The organism is Exiguobacterium sp. R-39 (assembly GCF_049942815.1).
In the GTDB taxonomy this organism is placed as follows: Bacteria; Bacillota; Bacilli; order Exiguobacteriales; family Exiguobacteriaceae; genus Exiguobacterium_A.
Window position 1 is genome coordinate 452,639 of record NZ_CP187965.1, and the last position, 15,621, is coordinate 468,259.

Consider the following 15,621-nt stretch of genomic DNA (forward strand, 5'->3'; position numbering starts at 1 on the left):
TACAATGGGAACAACGTAAATCATACATGCATCTCCTTTGTATATACTCGCGAATATGGCGTGAGAGTCTCTACCGGGTCACCTTAAACGACCTGACTATGAAGGAGCAGACCCTTCGTATACACTTTTTTGTGAAGCGGCCTGCTCTTTTTCCATTTATCTATGGGGGAAGAGTGGGCTTTTTTCATCGGGGTACGCATGAAATTGGAAAGGCGGGAATAGATTTGGAAGCACATTTGGACCAAGAAATGATCCTCGTCCTCGACTTTGGAGGTCAGTACAATCAATTGATCACACGCCGCATTCGTGATCTCGGAGTTTACAGTGAACTGCATTCGCATAAGATCACTGCAGCGGAAGTAAAAGACATCGCACCAGCCGGTATCATCTTCTCCGGTGGACCACGGAGTGTCTACGCAGAAGACGCGTACCGCTGTGATCCAGAAATCTTTGACCTCGGCATTCCGATTTTCGGAATTTGTTACGGTATGCAATTGATGTCGCAACACTTTGGTGGAACGGTTGAACGCGCCGGACACCGCGAGTACGGAAAAGCGACGTTGACACTCAACGATCCATCGCCGATGTATGCGAACCTCCCGCTCGAACAGACGGTTTGGATGAGCCACAGTGACCTCGTCACATCGGTACCAAACGGTTTCGTCGTCGATGGAACAAATGTCTCGTGCCCAATTGCTTCAATCAAAAACGAAGAGCTGAAGATGTACGGCGTCCAGTATCATCCGGAAGTCAACCATACGATGTTCGGTAAAGAACTCTTGAAAAACTTCCTCTTCGAAGTCTGTCAGTGTACGGGCGACTGGTCGATGGAAAACTTCATCGAAATCGAAATCGCAAAAATTAAAGAAGAAGTCGGCGATAAAAAGGTCCTTTGCGCCCTTTCAGGCGGCGTTGATTCATCCGTCGTCGCGGCACTCATTCACGCAGCAATCGGTGACCAGTTGACATGTATGTTCGTCGACCACGGTCTCTTGCGAAAAGGGGAAGCCGAAAGTGTCATGAAGACATTTGCGGATCACTTCCACATGAACGTCATCAAGATTGACGCGCAGGACCGCTTCCTCAACAAGTTAAAAGGGATCTCGGATCCGGAGCAAAAACGAAAAATCATCGGGAACGAATTCGTTTATGTATTCGACGAAGAAGCGTCGAAGCTGACGGATATGGACTTCCTGGCTCAAGGAACGCTTTATACGGATATCATCGAAAGCGGAACAGATACGGCCCAAACGATTAAATCACACCACAACGTCGGTGGATTGCCGGAAGACATGCAGTTCAAGTTGATCGAACCAATCAATACGTTGTTCAAGGACGAAGTCCGCGAACTCGGAAAAGAACTTGGTTTGTCTGACGAAATCGTCTGGCGTCAGCCGTTCCCGGGACCAGGTCTCGGTATTCGTGTCCTTGGTGAAATCACAGACGAGAAACTCGAAATCGTCCGCGAATCCGATTTCATCCTCCGCGATGAAATCAAAAAAGCCGGTCTCGAACGCGAAATCTGGCAGTACTTCACAGTCTTGCCGCCACTTCGTTCAGTTGGTGTCATGGGTGACGAGCGGACATACGACTATGCCGTCGGAATCCGTGCCGTTACATCAATCGACGGGATGACATCGGACTGGGCACGCATCCCGTGGGACGTGCTCGAGAAGATTTCTGTCCGGATCGTCAACGAAGTTCAGAACGTCAACCGCGTCCTGTACGATGTGACGTCGAAACCACCTTCAACGATTGAGTGGGAATAAGAACTAGACTTGCTGAGGAGATTCGTCTCATGAAGCCTGTCCTACCAACGTGTTAAAGGACACAGGTGAAAGGAAGTCCGTTTCACCTTCAACAACTCTATTTTAAAACGAAGCTCTCTTTTGTTCACACGATTTGTGAATGAAAGGGGCTTTTTTCGCGACTAAAATCATGGAACTGTTGAGTGACGTCAAACTGAACCAACAAATTCTAAGGAGTAAAATAAGACACACCGAGCTGTGTATCGTACAGTTGATATAATATGAAGTCAGTAATGAAATGGAATAGGTGGCGAACCACTATGATTGATTGGACATGGCCTGAAGTTGATCGATTAGAGCATCAAGAGAATTGGAATGAAGCAAAAGAATATCTTATAAAAGCATGGCAACAAAATCCGACGGACTTAAAAACGACTGTACGACTTGGCTTTTTTTGTTGGTATGTCGTAGTCGAACAAGGGCCGCTTGGGATTACAGATGCAGATATAGATACGGATGAATTAGAGTCTTTTTTGACTGAAGTGACAAATTTCGGTTTGGCTCATTTTATAACGCATGAAGATTTTCTCTGGTGTTTTGGTTATATGATTTCCATGTTTCCTTATTACTTTGGAGACTATGAACAGTGGGAAGAAAAAGGGATTTCCATGTTAAAGCATGCTTATGAACTGTATCCTGAGGAACCTATATATAAATATTCTTACTTAGGATCTTTCACGAATACTTATCGAACACGTCGAACACGTAAGAATGAATTAAAGCGGGTAAAAACTGTTTTAGAAGATCGATTTAGAGGAGAAGGCCTACTGTCTGAGTACTTTAAAAGTATATTTAGCTAACATTCCAGATGATTTTTAATCCTCAATTTTTTTGCATGAGATCTGATGTATAAAAAATGTGAAGAAGTATAGAGGGGTTAAGGCGAAATATTAGTTTTTTTGTTGATTAATGCAAAACATGGAATGCCAGAAGAAAGTCTGTTGCTAAACCAGCGCGGACTTTCTTTTAATTAAACATGTGAAAAAAATGTTTAATTAAAAAAGAAGTAGGGGAAATTTAAAATGTTGGTATTTAAAATTACTTGTAAGCGTTTGATATTTGATTTTAACATTGAATTTTAAACGCTGTTTATCCCAAAGGAGGAGAAGGTCATGAGTAGAAAAGAAAATACATTTATCGACGTGTTTAATACCCAAGCGGAAGTATTAAGTAAAGTGAATGAATTAAAGGCACAGGGTTACAATGAAAGCGATATGTATGTCGTCGCACAAGATAAAGATTCGTTTTCTATGTTAAAAGACCAGACAGACGTCCATGTGGATACTACAGGTGAAGAGCAGCATCAAGGGTTCATGGGGAAATTTATGGCCGCCTTCTCTGAAGATTCTTCTGCGGGAGCATTCAGTGGTATGGGATTGGATCGTACTGAATCGGAAGAGTACCGCCGTCAAGTACAAAACGGCAAATTAGTATTGTATGTAGACAGTGAGTATGGGGATTCTTACGAAAAACACAATCAAAGTTATGGTGTTGCTTCAGATATGAACGGGGATCAAGGATACGGTACGACTTCCGGAGTGGACCGGAATCAGGATTATGATAACTCTTCAAAAACGGATCGGACATCTTCTATTGCACCAGATGCTGGAACAGAGGAAGAACGTCTTCGCTTGCATGAAGAACGTTTGAACGTTGATAAAGAAAGAGTTCAAACTGGAGAAGTAAATGTCAGCAAACGTGTTGTCGAAGATCAACAATCCATCGAAGTACCTGTTGAACGCGAAGAAGTATATGTGGAACGTCGACCGGTCAACGAGAGCGAAACAAGAACAGATGCTTTTGTAGATGAAAATGATTCGATTCATGTTCCACTTTCTGAAGAACGCGTTGTCGTTTCAAAACAAGATGTTGTTACTGAAGAAATTGTCGTCGGGAAACGGAAAGTTCAGGATACGGAAACCGTCTCAGAAACAGTTCGCCGTGAAGAAGCAGATATTGATGATAGTGTGAGTACTACTAATAACCTGGACCGAGACAACGATCTTGATCGGGATAACAGACTTGACCGAGATAATGATCTTGATCGAAACAACGGACTTAATCGAGATGACAGAAGATAATTTTTTAGTTAATGGTTAAGAGGGCGTAGCTTATGAGCTACGCTCTTTTTATTTATATGGAATACGATATCTTGGTACAAAGACGCTGACCATCTATATATACATACTTTATAAGTTTGTGGTTAAAAGGCTCATCGCCTCTGCTTATTTTAATGAGCTTACGATAAGAAAAGGATATTGGCGATTGTTCTTGTAGTTGGCTTGGGAAAAATCACGATTCGTTTTCAGTTATCCCCGCTCTTGTTTAAGAACGACAGACGTAATTAGGAAAACTTGGAAGAAGTGAGTTAATTGAGAAAAACGCTTCCAAAACCGAACGTTCGGATTATTTAAACGACTAAATTTCGTTTTTATGGTTGACCCGCGATTTTGAGCATGCTACGATGTGTCTGTTCTTATTTTAATTATCCACTAAAAAACAAAAAATAATGCCGTATAATTCTGGGGATATGGCCCGGAAGTCTCTACAGGAACACCTTAAAGGTTCCTACTACGGCGTGCACTGATTCTGGTGTGCGCTTAAAGAAACGGCTTTTACCGCTTAGGTAACTGCCGTTTTTTTCGTTTCTTGAGACGGCTTATTTGGAAAGAGGGCAATCATGAGCACACAGATGAAACCGCAACAACCAAAACAAAAGGAGAATGCGATTGCGCGTTACTTCGATTTTAATGGACTCGGTACGAATATGCGGACAGAGTTCATCGCCGGTATGACGACGTTCTTCGCGATGGCCTACATCTTGTTCGTCAATCCGAACACACTCGCAGAAGCGGGAATGGATGCGGGAGCGGTCTTCGGTGCAACAGCACTTGTTGCCATCATCGGTTCGGTTACGATGGGCTTACTCGCCAATTACCCAATCGCTCTGGCACCAGGTATGGGATTGAATGCGTTCTTCGCTTACAGTGTCGTCATCGGAATGGGGATCCCATGGCAAACGGCTTTATCCGGTGTTTTAGTATCCGGTCTGGTCTTCATGGTGTTAACAGCGTCTGGTATTCGGGAAACAATCATCAATGCGATTCCAGAACCGCTTAAAATGGCAGTAGCTGCCGGAATCGGTTTATTCATTGCTTTCATCGGCTTAAAAACGGGCGGTATCGTCGTCGCCAATGAAGCAACACTCGTGTCACTCGGTAACCTGGGGCAGGGGACGACATTACTTGCTGTCTTTGGTTTAGTCATCTCAGCTATCTTGATGACACGCGGAATTAAAGGGGCGATCTTCTTCGGAATGATCATCACAGCCATTGCCGGTATGATCTTTGGTTTAATTCCGGTCCCGTCAGGTCTCGGTGAAATCGTCTCAGCACCACCAAGTATCGCACCGACATTCGGTCAAGCATTCTTACACTTTGACGAAATCTTCACAGTCCAGATGGCAGTCGTCATCCTGACATTCTTCTTCGTTGATTTCTTCGATACAGCCGGAACACTTGTTGCGGTCGCAAACCAGGCAGGATTGATTAAAGAAAATAAAGTCCCGCGTGCCGGCCGCGCCTTGATTGCAGATTCGACGGCAACGGTCGCGGGTTCAATTCTCGGAACGTCGACTACGGTCTCTTACATTGAATCAAGTGCGGGTGTCGCAGCAGGCGGTCGTTCAGGAATGACGGCGATCGTTACCGGTTTATTCTTCGGACTTGCATTGTTCTTCTCGCCACTCCTCGCAGTTATCACAGCACCGGTAACAGCACCGGCATTAATCATCGTTGGTGTATTGATGGCTTCATCTCTTCTCCAGATTGACTGGAAGAAGTTCGAGTACGCGGTTCCGGCCTTCTTGACGGTCATCATGATGCCGCTTACGTATTCCATTGCAACCGGAATCGCTTTCGGATTCTTGTTCTATCCGATTACGATGATTGCAAAAGGTCGCGCGAAGGAAGTCCATCCGATCATGTACGCGATGTCACTCGGATTCCTTGCTTACTTCATCTGGTTACACTGAGTTTCCTTTTATAGTTAACGTCTTTCTTCTATATAGAAGAAAGGCGTTTTTTTTATGCAGGAGGGAAAGGGAAATAAGAGGAGGTGTTTCCATGATTGAAAAAATTACAGGTCCTGTCTTTGAATACTTGGCGGAGCATAAAGGGTTGATTGAAACGGCGCGGAAGGTGGGGCTGCCGTTAGGGGGAACATTTTTTGTCGGTGGACAACGGACGGAAGAAACCATCGAGACGGTTCGAACCTTAAATCAGGACGGACGAGCAGTCACAGTGGACTGTCTCGGTGAATTCATCGAAACGGAACAAGATGCAATCGGGATTGCTGATGAATGCATCAAAGTCATTCATCGGATTTCGGAAGAAAAGTTGAATGCGCAAGTCTCATTGAAACTGACTTCAGTCGGATTAAGGTTAAATCCGAAAATTGCAGTTGCGCAGATGACACGGATTTTGGAAACAGCAGAAACGTTTGATTTGCGTGTCACGATTAATATGGAAGAAGAAGCCGTATGTGAAAGCATCATTCAAGTTTTTGAACAATTGCATCGTCGTTTTTCAAATGTCGGAATCGCTTTGCAAGCCAATCTATACCGAACGCGTTTTGATCTTGAACGATTGCATTCGACGGTTCGTGTCGTCAAGGGTGCCTATACGGGTCCGGAAGACATTTATATCGAGCGGAAAGAAACGGTGGATGCGACGTATTTACAACTCGTGAAACAAAATCTTTTGCAAGGCTCTTATACGCAAGTCGCGACACATGACGAAGATATGATTCAAGAAGTCATTCGATTCGTCCACCGACAGGGAATTGGATTCGATCAATTTGAATTCCAGATGCTGCAAGGGATGCGGCCGAAGCGGCAACAGGAATTAGCAGCTGAAGGATATCGTGTCGTCATTTATGTCCCTCATGGTGTCGACTGGTATACGTATCTGATGAAACGTTTGGCGGAACGACCGGCCAACATCGGCTTCACGGCAATGAGCATGTTAAGACTCTAAAGGCTTTACAAAGGGTTTTTAAATCCTTTGTAAAGTTTTTTTGAAATAATGCTTGTGTTTGTCGAATTTTGTTGGTATATTAATAAATGTTCCAGCGAGACGCCTTTTATAAACGGTTTGTTGGGGCTGAAAAATCTTTTCTAAAACGTGGTTGACATAATCGAAAGAACCTGTTAATCTATTGAAGTCGCTAACACGACGCGGAAGAAATGACGAACTTTGAAAACTGAACGATGAGGCAAAAAAACGTATCTTCGGATACAAACAATGAATGAAGCGCAAGCTTCGTCAACGTGACTTCGGTCACAACAACGAGCAAGTCAAACACTTTATGGAGAGTTTGATCCTGGCTCAGGACGAACGCTGGCGGCGTGCCTAATACATGCAAGTCGAGCGCAGGAAGCTCACGGAACTCTTCGGAGGGAAGTGAAGGGAATGAGCGGCGGACGGGTGAGTAACACGTAAGGAACCTGCCCCAAGGATTGGGATAACTCCGAGAAATCGGAGCTAATACCGAATAGTTCTTCAGACCGCATGGTCTGATGATGAAAGGCGCTCCGGCGTCACCTTGGGATGGCCTTGCGGTGCATTAGCTAGTTGGTGGGGTAATGGCCCACCAAGGCGACGATGCATAGCCGACCTGAGAGGGTGATCGGCCACACTGGGACTGAGACACGGCCCAGACTCCTACGGGAGGCAGCAGTAGGGAATCTTCCACAATGGACGAAAGTCTGATGGAGCAACGCCGCGTGAGTGATGAAGGTTTTCGGATCGTAAAACTCTGTTGTAAGGGAAGAACAAGTACGAGAGGTAATGCTCGTACCTTGACGGTACCTTGCGAGAAAGCCACGGCTAACTACGTGCCAGCAGCCGCGGTAATACGTAGGTGGCAAGCGTTGTCCGGAATTATTGGGCGTAAAGCGCGCGCAGGCGGCCTTTTAAGTCTGATGTGAAAGCCCCCGGCTCAACCGGGGAGGGTCATTGGAAACTGGAAGGCTTGAGTACAGAAGAGAAGAGTGGAATTCCATGTGTAGCGGTGAAATGCGTAGAGATGTGGAGGAACACCAGTGGCGAAGGCGACTCTTTGGTCTGTAACTGACGCTGAGGCGCGAAAGCGTGGGGAGCAAACAGGATTAGATACCCTGGTAGTCCACGCCGTAAACGATGAGTGCTAGGTGTTGGGGGGTTTCCGCCCCTCAGTGCTGAAGCTAACGCATTAAGCACTCCGCCTGGGGAGTACGGCCGCAAGGCTGAAACTCAAAGGAATTGACGGGGACCCGCACAAGCGGTGGAGCATGTGGTTTAATTCGAAGCAACGCGAAGAACCTTACCAACTCTTGACATCCCCTTGACCGCTTGAGAGATCAAGTTTTCCCTTCGGGGACAAGGGTGACAGGTGGTGCATGGTTGTCGTCAGCTCGTGTCGTGAGATGTTGGGTTAAGTCCCGCAACGAGCGCAACCCCTATCCTTAGTTGCCAGCATTCAGTTGGGCACTCTAGGGAGACTGCCGGTGACAAACCGGAGGAAGGTGGGGATGACGTCAAATCATCATGCCCCTTATGAGTTGGGCTACACACGTGCTACAATGGACGGTACAAAGGGCAGCGAGACCGCGAGGTGGAGCCAATCCCAGAAAGCCGTTCCCAGTTCGGATTGCAGGCTGCAACTCGCCTGCATGAAGTCGGAATCGCTAGTAATCGCAGGTCAGCATACTGCGGTGAATACGTTCCCGGGTCTTGTACACACCGCCCGTCACACCACGAGAGTTTGCAACACCCGAAGCCGGTGAGGTAACCGCAAGGAGCCAGCCGTCGAAGGTGGGGTAGATGATTGGGGTGAAGTCGTAACAAGGTAGCCGTATCGGAAGGTGCGGCTGGATCACCTCCTTTCTAAGGAAAACGTCCCTTACGGGACATGCCCATCGTTCAGTTTTGAGAGCTCGTCTCTCCGTCTCGCAAGAGACACTCGCACCTTGAAAACTGAAGACATCAACAAGACATCAAATTTTTTATAACCATGTCATTAGACGTGTGTTCTTAGAATACCAAAATGCTAGATCAAGGTATGAAGGGCGTACGGTGGATGCCTTGGCACTAGGAGCCGATGAAGGACGCGACGAACAGCGATATGCTTCGGGGAGCAGTAAGTATGCTTTGATCCGAGGATTTCCGAATGGGGGAACCCACCATCCGTAATGGGATGGGACATGTTACATGAATACATAGTGTAGCGTGAGGCAGACCCGGGGAACTGAAACATCTAAGTACCCGGAGGAAGAGAAAGCAAATGCGATTCCCTGAGTAGCGGCGAGCGAAACGGGAACAGCCCAAACCGGAGAGCATGCTCTCCGGGGTTGTAGGACACTCTATACGGAGTCAAAAAGGAAGACAGTAGGTGAACGACCTGGAAAGGTCGGCCGAAGAAGGTGACAGCCCTGTAGCTGAAACTGTTTTCCCTCCAGAGTGGATCCTGAGTACGGCGGGACACGTGAAACCCCGTCGGAATCCGGGAGGACCATCTCCCAAGGCTAAATACTCCCTAGTGACCGATAGTGAACCAGTACCGTGAGGGAAAGGTGAAAAGCACCCCGGAAGGGGAGTGAAATAGATCCTGAAACCGTATGCCTACAAGTAGTCAGAGCCCGTTAATGGGTGATGGCGTGCCTTTTGTAGAATGAACCGGCGAGTTACGATAGCGCGCGAGGTTAAGCTGATGAGGCGGAGCCGTAGCGAAAGCGAGTCTGAATAGGGCGCCATAGTGCGTTGTCGTAGACCCGAAACCAGGTGATCTACCCATGTCCAGGATGAAGGTCAGGTAACACTGACTGGAGGTCCGAACCCACGCACGTTGAAAAGTGCGGGGATGAGGTGTGGGTAGCGGTGAAATGCCAATCGAACCTGGAGATAGCTGGTTCTCCCCGAAATAGCTTTAGGGCTAGCCTCGAGGTTGAGAGTTCCGGAGGTAGAGCACTGATTGGACTAGGGGCCCCCACAGGGTTACCGAATTCAGTTAAACTCCGAATGCCGGCAACTTATACTCGGGAGTCAGACTGCGAGTGATAAGATCCGTAGTCAAGAGGGAAACAGCCCAGACCGCCAGCTAAGGTCCCAAAGTGTATGTTAAGTGGAAAAGGATGTGGCGCTGCCTAGACAGCTAGGATGTTGGCTTAGAAGCAGCCACCATTCAAAGAGTGCGTAATAGCTCACTAGTCGAGTGGCGCCGCGCCGAAAATGTAACGGGGCTAAACATACCACCGAAGCTGCGGATTCCGTAAGGAATGGTAGGGGAGCGTTCCAAACCGCTGTGAAGCTGTACCGTAAGGAGCAGTGGAGCGTTTGGAAGTGAGAATGCCGGTGTGAGTAGCGAAAAGAGGGGTGAGAATCCCCTCCGTCGAAAGCCCAAGGTTTCCTGAGGAAGGCTCGTCCGCTCAGGGTTAGTCTGGACCTAAGCCGAGGCCGAAAGGCGTAGGCGATGGATAACAGGTTGATATTCCTGTACCACCGATCCACCGTTTGAACAATGGGGGGACGCAGGAGGATAGTGACGCATGCGGATGGAAGTGCATGTGTAAGTTTCGAGACCGTCTGATTGGCAAATCCGTCAGGCACCAAAGTCGAGGAACGATGCGGAGTCCCGTAGGGACGAAGGTCACGATTTCACACTGCCAAGAAAAGCCTCTAGTGAGGTGGAAGGTGCCAGTACCGTAAACCGACACAGGTAGGCGGGATGAGAATTCTAAGACGCGCGGGATAACTCTCGTTAAGGAACTCGGCAAAATGGTCCCGTAACTTCGGGAGAAGGGACGCTCTACATTGAGTAGAGCCGCAGTGAATAGGCCCAAACGACTGTTTAGCAAAAACACAGGTCTCTGCTAAATCGCAAGATGACGTATAGGGGCTGACGCCTGCCCGGTGCTGGAAGGTTAAGGGGATGGGTTAGCGCAAGCGAAGCTTTGAACCGAAGCCCCAGTAAACGGCGGCCGTAACTATAACGGTCCTAAGGTAGCGAAATTCCTTGTCGGGTAAGTTCCGACCCGCACGAAAGGCGTAACGATTTGGGCACTGTCTCAACGAGAGACCCGGTGAAATCATAGTACCTGTGAAGATGCAGGTTACCCGCGACAGGACGGAAAGACCCCATGGAGCTTTACTACAGCCTGATATTGAGGCTTTGTGCATGATGTACAGGATAGGCGGGAGACGTCGAGACCGGAGCGCCAGCTTCGGAGGAGTCACCCTTGGGATACCGCCCTTCATGCATAGAGTCTCTAACTCGCAGCCGTCATCCGGCTGGAGGACCGTGTCAGGCGGGTAGTTTGACTGGGGCGGTCGCCTCCTAAACAGTAACGGAGGCGCCCAAAGGTTCCCTCAGAATGGTTGGAAATCATTCGTAGAGCGCAAAGGCAGAAGGGAGCTTGACTGCGAGACCTACAAGTCGAGCAGGGACGAAAGTCGGGCTTAGTGATCCGGTGGTTCCGCATGGAAGGGCCATCGCTCAACGGATAAAAGCTACCCTGGGGATAACAGGCTGATCTCCCCCAAGAGTCCACATCGACGGGGAGGTTTGGCACCTCGATGTCGGCTCATCGCATCCTGGGGCTGGAGTAGGTCCCAAGGGTTGGGCTGTTCGCCCATTAAAGCGGTACGCGAGCTGGGTTCAGAACGTCGTGAGACAGTTCGGTCCCTATCCGTCGTGGGCGCAGGAAATTTGAGGAGAGCTGTCCTTAGTACGAGAGGACCGGGATGGACGCACCGCTGGTGTACCAGTTGTTCCGCCAGGAGCATCGCTGGGTAGCTACGTGCGGACGGGATAAATGCTGAAAGCATCTAAGCATGAAGCCCCCTCCAAGATGAGATTTCCCTTTGAGTAATCAAGAAAGACCCCTCAGAGACGATGAGGTAGATAGGTCACGGGTGGAAGCATGGCGACATGCGGAGCTGAGTGATACTAATCGGTCGAGGCCTTGTTCTAGCAGATGCATTGTTGATGACTTCAGTTTTGAGGGCGCGAGCCCGTCGTCTGGTGACGATAGCCAAGTGGTCACACCCGTTCCCATGCCGAACACGGAAGTTAAGCACTTGAACGCCGAAAGTAGTTGGGGGCTTCCCCCTGTGAGGATAGGACGTTGCCAGGCAAACGGTGGTTCTGGAGCATACGCTCAAGGGCCGCCGCTTTTTTATGGACTTTTTTTGGTTTTTTCACATATATAATAAGGAAGGAATGTGATACTCATGGCAAAAAAACAAAAAATGCGCGTTGCCGTAGAAGAAAATGAAACGATCAGTGAATGTCTGGATCGGATCGATGCCATGGGTTATCGTCCGACCGTCCGACGGGAAGAACCGATTTTTGGACTGGATGCGAATGATGAACCGTATCCCATCCGTCAGCAAATCATTTTTGACTGCAAACCGAAGCTCGAAGCTGAGAATGTCTGAATCGAGGTCTCTTCTCAAACACACGACTCTTTCGTAAAAGAAAGGGTCGTATTTTTTTGTGGTTTTCTTGTCGTTCGTGTTGAATGCTTTTCAAATTTCCGAATGCTGAACGAAATGAATTCAACAATTTATCCATAAAACCGAACGATGAATTTTCAGATAATTAAATTGTTCGCCTTTGGTTGACGAACGGACCGAAGTCTTGTTAAGATGAAGGCGTGATAGGAAGATTGAATATAACACCTCGTATAATAGCAGGGATATGGCTTGCAAGTTTCTACCCGACGACCCTAAATCGTTGGACTATGGGGTATATGGATGTTCGTCGATAATTCTTTGGCGTACCTTTTTATACCCTAAGCCACCCTTTTAGACGTGGTTTGGGCTTTTTTTATGCAAAAAGAGGAGGAGACGCAGATGAGTAAGGTAGAAATCGGAGTCATCATGGGCAGCCAATCGGATTGGGTGACCATGCAGAAAACGTGTGATGTACTGGATCAATTGGACATTGGTTATGAAAAGAAAGTTGTATCGGCACACCGGACACCTGACTTAATGTTTCGATATGCCGAGTCAGCCCGGGAACGAGGGCTCAAGGTCATCATTGCCGGGGCAGGCGGAGCCGCTCATCTTCCGGGAATGGTTGCTGCGAAGACGACATTACCGGTAATCGGTGTCCCAATTCAAAGCAAAGCACTTCAAGGCATCGATTCCTTACTCTCCATTGTCCAAATGCCCGGTGGTGTTCCAGTCGCGACAGTTGCAATTGGTGACGCCGGAGCCAAAAATGCGGGTTTACTTGCTGCTCAGATTCTTGGAACGGTTGACGAACGGATTGCCCGAGCTCTTGATCATATGCGTGTCGAACTGGAAGGAGACGTCATCGCTTCCGAGGTGCATCTGACATGAAACGGGTTGGTATCTTAGGTGGAGGTCAATTAGGTCGGATGATGGCTTTATCTGCACGCCAAATGGGCTATTCGCTCATCACACTTGATCCAACTGAAAACGCACCGTGTGCGCAAGTAGCGGATCAACAGATTCAAGCACCGTTCACGGATGTCGAGGCCGCAAAGCGACTTGCTGCTGAATCAGACGTCGTGACCTATGAGTTTGAGAATATCTCACACGAAGTAGCGGAAGCAATCGGTTATAAACTGATTCACGGGACAGAGCTTTTGTTTCGGACCCAACACCGGATTCGGGAGAAAGAACTGATTGAACAGCTTGGTTACAAGGTGGCACCGTATCAGGGAGTTCAGACAAGTGAAGATCTCCTTGGAGCCAAACGGCAGTTAGGTCTCCCATTCGTCTTGAAAACAGCCCGCTTTGGTTACGACGGGAAAGGCCAGACGGTCATTCGGACAGAGCTGGATTTACAAACAGCGATGAAGACCTTTGAAGCAACCGAATATGTTGCTGAAAAATGGTTACCGTTTGATCAGGAGATTTCCGTCATCGTCACGCGAAGCGAGCGGGAAACGAAGGTCTTCCCGGTCAGTGAAAATATCCATCAAGACAACATTCTGCATCTGTCAATCGTTCCCGCCCGCATCCCAATCGACTTGGAACAAAAAGCGATTGAACTGGCGACACGTCTCGCAAACGATGTCGATTTGATTGGCACACTGGCAATCGAACTGTTCGTCGTCGGCTCCGAACTGATCGTCAACGAACTGGCGCCGCGCCCGCACAACTCGGGTCATTATTCGATTGATGCGTGCGAGACGTCACAGTTCGAGCAGCACATCCGCGCTATCTGCGGACTGCCGCTTGGCGACACCCGCTTGACGACACCGGTCGTCATGGCGAACATCCTAGGTCAGCATATCACGGCATTAGACGAGGCATTACCGATGTTATCCTCGCGGACGAAAGTCCATTTATACGGAAAACAGGACGCAAAACAGGGGCGGAAGATGGGGCATCTGAACATCTTGGCTGATTCGGTCGAAGAAGCGTTAGCCGAAGTTGAGCGCCTGCAGATATGGAAGGAGACGGTTAGATGATCGAACGCTATACACGTCCTGAAATGAAAGCGATCTGGACAGAACAGAACAAATTCGAAGCCTGGTTGAAAGTTGAGATTTTAGCATGTGAAGCCTGGAGTGAGCTTGGCGTGATTCCAAAAGAAGATGTCCAGTTGCTCTGGGAAAAAGCTTCCTTTGATGTCAACCGCATCAATGAGATTGAACAGGAGACACGACACGACGTCATCGCCTTCACACGTGCCGTATCGGAGACACTTGGCGAAGAACGCAAATGGGTTCATTACGGACTGACGTCAACGGACGTCGTTGATACGGCGTTATCGTATCTGTTGAAACAAGCCAATGATATCTTGGCGGCCGATCTCGATCGTTTCATCGAGATTTTAAAAGTCAAAGCCAACGAACATAAATATACGGTCATGATGGGACGTACACACGGCGTACACGCCGAGCCGACGACGTTTGGTCTGAAGCTGGCCCTTTGGTACGAAGAAATGAAACGCAATAAAGTCCGGTTCGAGGCAGCACGGGAAACAGTCGAATACGGCAAGATGTCGGGAGCGGTCGGAACGTTTGCGAACATCGACCCGTTCATCGAAAAATATGTCTGTGAGAAGCTTGGTACGAAACCGGCACCGGTCTCGACGCAAACCCTGCAACGTGATCGTCATGCCCATTACATGTCGACGATTGCCTTAATCGCGACATCGATTGAAAAGATGGCGACGGAAATTCGCGGTCTGCAAAAAACGGAGACCCGTGAAGTCGAAGAATTCTTCGCTAAAGGTCAAAAAGGATCATCGGCGATGCCGCATAAACGGAATCCGATCGGTTCGGAGAACATGACCGGTCTTGCCCGGGTCATCCGCGGGCATATGGTGACAGCGTACGAAAACGTATCGCTGTGGCATGAACGCGATATCTCCCACTCGTCTGCGGAACGGATCATTTTGCCGGATGCGACGGGATTACTCAACTACATGCTGAACCGGTTCGGTAACATCATTAAAAATCTGACGGTCTTCCCGGAAAATATGAAACGCAACATGGACCGGACGTTTGGTGTCATCTTCTCCGGTCACGTCTTACTCGCCTTGATTGAAAAAGGTTGGTCACGTGAAGCGGCGTACGACTTCGTCCAACCGCGGGCGATGCAGGCATGGGAAGAACAAATCATGTTCCGCGATGTCTTATGGCAGGAAGCGGATATTCAAGAACTCTTTACAGAAGAAGAACTCGATGCTTGTTTTGATCCGACGTATCATACGAGCCGGGTCGATGAAATCTTTGAACGGTGTGGCTTGAACTAATCAACCTGAGACGGGAGTCTGACTCCCGTCTACATCT

At 48.3% G+C, this 15,621-nt stretch carries 9 protein-coding genes, 3 rRNA genes and 3 riboswitches; all 12 genes read left to right on the forward strand.

Going from position 1 to position 15,621, the window contains the following annotated elements; translation table 11 throughout:
* The first annotated feature begins 17 nt into the window (after positions 1 to 17).
* Positions 18 to 119: riboswitch (purine riboswitch) on the forward strand.
* A gap of 129 nt (positions 120 to 248) precedes the next feature.
* The 12 genes from guaA to purB all read left to right on the forward strand — a co-directional run bounded on the left by guaA (position 249) and on the right by purB (position 15,584).
* Positions 249 to 1,769, forward strand: coding sequence for a glutamine-hydrolyzing GMP synthase (gene guaA, locus ACP26N_RS02425; RefSeq protein WP_041261800.1), 1,521 nt, complete (start codon positions 249 to 251; stop codon positions 1,767 to 1,769).
* Between the two features lie 299 nt (positions 1,770 to 2,068).
* Positions 2,069 to 2,608 carry a hypothetical protein gene (locus ACP26N_RS02430; RefSeq protein WP_426354693.1) on the forward strand — a complete coding sequence of 180 codons (540 nt, stop codon included), beginning with the start codon at positions 2,069 to 2,071 and terminating at the stop codon, positions 2,606 to 2,608.
* A 312-nt stretch (positions 2,609 to 2,920) separates the two neighbouring features.
* Positions 2,921 to 3,889: a YsnF/AvaK domain-containing protein gene (locus tag ACP26N_RS02435; protein WP_426354694.1), complete on the forward strand. Its 969-nt coding sequence runs from the start codon at positions 2,921 to 2,923 to the stop codon at positions 3,887 to 3,889.
* 411 nt (positions 3,890 to 4,300) lie between these two features.
* A riboswitch (purine riboswitch) is annotated at positions 4,301 to 4,402 on the forward strand.
* An 86-nt stretch (positions 4,403 to 4,488) separates the two neighbouring features.
* Positions 4,489 to 5,841, forward strand: a complete 1,353-nt coding sequence (locus tag ACP26N_RS02440) for an NCS2 family permease (protein WP_131503431.1) — start codon at positions 4,489 to 4,491, stop codon at positions 5,839 to 5,841.
* Between the two features lie 91 nt (positions 5,842 to 5,932).
* On the forward strand, positions 5,933 to 6,844 hold the full coding sequence (locus ACP26N_RS02445; RefSeq protein WP_426354696.1) for a proline dehydrogenase family protein: 912 nt from the start codon (positions 5,933 to 5,935) through the stop codon (positions 6,842 to 6,844).
* A gap of 328 nt (positions 6,845 to 7,172) precedes the next feature.
* Positions 7,173 to 8,734 (forward strand): 16S ribosomal RNA (locus ACP26N_RS02450).
* Positions 8,735 to 8,900: 166 nt separating this feature from the next.
* Positions 8,901 to 11,816 (forward strand): 23S ribosomal RNA (locus ACP26N_RS02455).
* A gap of 47 nt (positions 11,817 to 11,863) precedes the next feature.
* A 5S ribosomal RNA gene (rrf, locus tag ACP26N_RS02460) occupies positions 11,864 to 11,979 on the forward strand.
* The 16S, 23S and 5S rRNA genes sit together here, the layout of an rRNA operon.
* Positions 11,980 to 12,076: 97 nt before the next feature.
* Complete coding sequence (locus tag ACP26N_RS02465) at positions 12,077 to 12,283, forward strand: NETI motif-containing protein (RefSeq protein ID WP_426354698.1); 207 nt, start codon at positions 12,077 to 12,079, stop codon at positions 12,281 to 12,283.
* A 224-nt stretch (positions 12,284 to 12,507) separates the two neighbouring features.
* A riboswitch (purine riboswitch) is annotated at positions 12,508 to 12,609 on the forward strand.
* 91 nt (positions 12,610 to 12,700) lie between these two features.
* A complete protein-coding gene (gene purE / locus ACP26N_RS02470) occupies positions 12,701 to 13,192 on the forward strand; it encodes a 5-(carboxyamino)imidazole ribonucleotide mutase (protein WP_114596963.1) in 492 nt (163 codons plus the stop codon).
* Positions 13,189 to 14,292: a 5-(carboxyamino)imidazole ribonucleotide synthase gene (gene purK / locus ACP26N_RS02475; RefSeq protein ID WP_131504443.1), complete on the forward strand. Its 1,104-nt coding sequence runs from the start codon at positions 13,189 to 13,191 to the stop codon at positions 14,290 to 14,292. Before purE ends, purK begins: the two co-directional genes overlap by 4 nt.
* Positions 14,289 to 15,584, forward strand: coding sequence for an adenylosuccinate lyase (purB, locus tag ACP26N_RS02480; protein ID WP_012369355.1), 1,296 nt, complete (start codon positions 14,289 to 14,291; stop codon positions 15,582 to 15,584). Before purK ends, purB begins: the two co-directional genes overlap by 4 nt.
* Positions 15,585 to 15,621 lie beyond the last annotated feature (37 nt).